Source organism: uncultured Jannaschia sp. (assembly GCF_947494055.1).
Lineage (GTDB): Bacteria > Pseudomonadota > Alphaproteobacteria > Rhodobacterales > Rhodobacteraceae > Jannaschia.
Map to the genome: position 1 here is coordinate 1 of NZ_CANLTR010000171.1, position 578 is coordinate 578.

The window sequence follows — 578 nt, forward strand, 5'->3', positions numbered from 1 at the left end:
CTGGCTGGAGGACGACCGGTTCGCCAGTGTCGAGGCGCGGGAAGTGAACAAGGCGGCACGCCTCGCGCTGACGCAGGACGTCCTTCGTGAGGATACGACGGCACATTGGATGGATCGTCTCCGGGCAGAGGACGTCCCCTGCGCGCCCGTCCTGCGGCGTGACGAGGTGATCGCGCATCCGCAGGTTGCGGCGAACGGGACGATCCTGCGGATGGATCATCCCGGCGCGGGCCCGATCCGCCTCGCGCGGCCTCCGGCGCGCTTCGAGGCGCACACGTCGGACCCGCCCGCGCCCGCCCGGGCGCTCGGGGCCGATACGCGCGCCGTCCTCGCCGAGGCCGGCTTGGACGACTACGTCATCGCGGCGCTCCTCGCCTCGGGGGCCGCGGCCGAGACGGAGAGCAACGGATGATCGACTTCCACTACGCGCCCACGCCGAACGGCTGGAAGGTTGCCATCATGCTCGAGGAATGCGGGCTCGATTACGATCTCAAGCCGGTACGGCTGCACGAGGGCGACCAGTTCGCGCCGGACTTCCTCGCCCTCAGCCCCAACGCGAAGATGCCGGCCATCCTCGA

General features: G+C 70.4%; 2 protein-coding genes. Both read left to right on the forward strand.

The window, feature by feature from the left end; genetic code table 11:
• On the forward strand, window positions 1–412 hold a 412-nt coding region (locus Q1A87_RS23705; protein ID WP_299657330.1), incomplete at its 5' end, for a CoA transferase.
• The coding region (locus tag Q1A87_RS23710) for a glutathione S-transferase N-terminal domain-containing protein (RefSeq protein WP_299657333.1) at window positions 409–578 on the forward strand (170 nt) is incomplete at its 3' end. The genes Q1A87_RS23705 and Q1A87_RS23710, both read left to right, overlap by 4 nt.